The organism is Borreliella yangtzensis (genome assembly GCF_014201775.1).
In the GTDB taxonomy this organism is placed as follows: Bacteria; Spirochaetota; Spirochaetia; order Borreliales; family Borreliaceae; genus Borreliella; species Borreliella yangtzensis.
In genome coordinates this window covers 1-2545 of record NZ_JACHFG010000042.1, presented here as the reverse complement: position 1 = coordinate 2545, position 2545 = coordinate 1, and the positions used below count along the sequence as shown (strand labels likewise).

Genomic DNA, 2545 nt, shown 5'->3' with positions numbered 1-2545 from the left:
TTTTGTTATACAAAAATCTTACGCATCCGAATACCTTTGAAAAATATTTCTTTTGATTGGTGTTAGGATATATTCTGTACTTATAAGCTTTATTATCGCTCATTATTTTTTTAAATTATTATATTATGTTTTAACTTGCGTTGCAAATTCATCTCCACCTAAATTTCATAGAAATTATAGGTGGAGTATTCTTTGCTATTTTTTGATAAATTTATTTTTTAAAATACCTTATATTTTGATTTAAAAAATTTTACACTTCTATTATATAGAAAAAAATTTTATAAAAACATTTCAATCTTAACCAGCAATATACTATTTTAAAAAAAATTCATTTCAAATTAAAGATTATATTTTAATAAAAAATTTTTTATATCTATTTTATATTCTTTATCTTCATTAGAAACTAAAACAATCTTTAATCGTTTTAATTTTTTGATTTTATTAAAAAACCCTTTCGAAAGGGTAACGCGCAAGGTATTTTTTACCGTAAAAGGAAATTTTAAATGAAAAAATTTTTCATTAATATTTGGATTTCCAATGTTAAAATCCTTTAATTCTTGCCATTTCTCACTTGGTAAATTATTCTCATGCCTTGAAACTTGAGCATCCTCAAATCCTTCAAAAATTACACTTTTAAAACCTAGAATTTTATTATCGTGAACCATAAAATCAAAATTGTAGCTGGGATTCATAGCTCTATAAGCATCTATCAAATAACCTGTCATATTTCTATTCTTTTCATACTCAAGCTCAGGATCCATAAACTCCGATTTTATAAAAACTAGCTCTTTCAAATTGCCATCTTTAAAAAGATATGTATAAGTCTCATCAGTAAAGACTATATCTTTTGATTTTTTAATAATTTTATTAAAAATAATACTATTTTCTTTTTTAAAAAAGAAAAAGAACCCTAAAAAAACACAGATTAACAATAATCCGTAAAATAAAATTCTACTCATTAATAATCCATCCTATTGATGAAAAATCATATCAAATGCACTATAAAAATGCATACTGTTTCCCCTGCTCACCTTGAAAGAATATTTCTTTTTCTCATTATTTATCTCATCGAAACATTCAATGTATACATCAATTCCATTTGTTTCTGCCAACTTTCTTAGCATATTTACTTTTTCACCTTCAAAAAATAGATCCATGCCAAAATTAAAATGATTAATTCCATCAATAAAGTAAGTATTAATTGGATGCTCCATCACAGAAACCCCATTAATATATATCTTTTTAAGCAAAATCTCGGAACTATTTATAATTTGTATATTAAAATCTAAATCTATGTGTCCCGCACGATGATGCCTTAAAACAAAGGATCCAAATTTAGTTTTTGATGTAAGAATTATACCTAAATCAGATCTATTACTTTCATTTATAATAACAACTTCTTCAGATTCTTCATTAGAAAAAACAAACACATTGGAAATTAATAAAAACAAAATTGATAATATTATCACTTTGATACCTTTTATCATTATACTATTCTAAAGAAAAAATAAATAGGATAAAAATTTTAAAAAAGAGAAATCAAATTTTTAGATATTTCCATTATTATGATACACTTTTAATAATTTTATAAAAAGAAAAACAAACTTAATGCTCAAAACTAAATAATCTCTAAAAAAGGTTTTAATATTAGATGTGGATAATTTTGTATATAAAAATAGAATTGTTGTGTTTAAAAAGTATATTATTTGAAAATAACATATTGATTTTAGCAACATATATGAAGTATAATACTAGCAAGTGGTGCTATTAACTATAAGCATCCTTAACTTTGGTCGATGTCTATTTTATAGGGCTTGAGATAAGTATTCTTAAATTAAGAGTATTTATGGTTAAGCCCTATGTGATTTTGTATTAATAATTAAATTATAAAATGATAGTTATTATAAATCTTGCAGAAAGGATTTTTCAATATATAAATATAAAACCTTTAAAAAATATTTTGATTAATCAATGATCTATTTTGAAGTAGTCTCAATTTTTCATTCTAATCTATATTGGTATTTAATAAAAAATAAAATTATTCCAATATAATTAATTCTTGTATTAATTTCTTTGATATTACAAATTTTTATAAATTAGAGTTAAATATAGATCTCTAAAAAACTAAATAAGAATCATCTGATCAAAATGTCTGAAGATAACCCGATTAATTTAGCTATGATTCCCCTAATATTTTTGTTTCTTTATAAGAAACTTTCCTTTAGAATTTTTTCTAATTGTTGAAATTCTTTGTTAATAAATAGATTTTTTCCTATAAGCTTTCAAAATGATTTTTTTACATTATTAATAAATTTAAAATTGTGAACTACTATTTCTAAATCAAAGATTATAGAAATGGCTTCTTGTTTAATCTCATAATAGCTTTTTAGGTTCTTAAAAGAACGGTCATCCACTAGAGCATGGTCCACAAGCTTTACTTCAGACAGTTTCTGCCTTAGTTTTTATTTCATTACAATAATAAGCTTTAAGATTTAGAGATGCATTTATATCTCTATCATGCAAAACATTACAACTACCACAAGTC

At 23.1% G+C, this 2545-nt stretch carries 3 protein-coding genes; all 3 read right to left on the bottom strand.

What is annotated here, in order from left to right; genetic code table 11:
* The coding region (locus HNP68_RS06440) for a helix-turn-helix domain-containing protein (RefSeq protein WP_183221590.1) at positions 1 to 103 on the bottom strand (103 nt) is incomplete at its 3' end.
* Between the two features lie 235 nt (positions 104 to 338).
* Positions 339 to 959: a virulence-associated protein BptA gene (gene bptA / locus HNP68_RS06435; protein ID WP_183221588.1), complete on the bottom strand. Its 621-nt coding sequence runs from the start codon at positions 957 to 959 to the stop codon at positions 339 to 341.
* Positions 960 to 971: 12 nt separating this feature from the next.
* Positions 972 to 1469 (bottom strand): hypothetical protein, encoded by a 498-nt coding sequence (locus HNP68_RS06430; RefSeq protein WP_420703300.1) that lies wholly within the window; start codon positions 1467 to 1469, stop codon positions 972 to 974.
* Positions 1470 to 2545: the final 1076 nt, after the last annotated feature.

Excerpts from the sequence above, each read along its gene's own strand:
- bptA (WP_183221588.1), bottom strand. The coding sequence starts at position 959 with ATGAGTAGAATTTTATTTTACGGATTATTGTTAATCTGTGTTTTTTTA.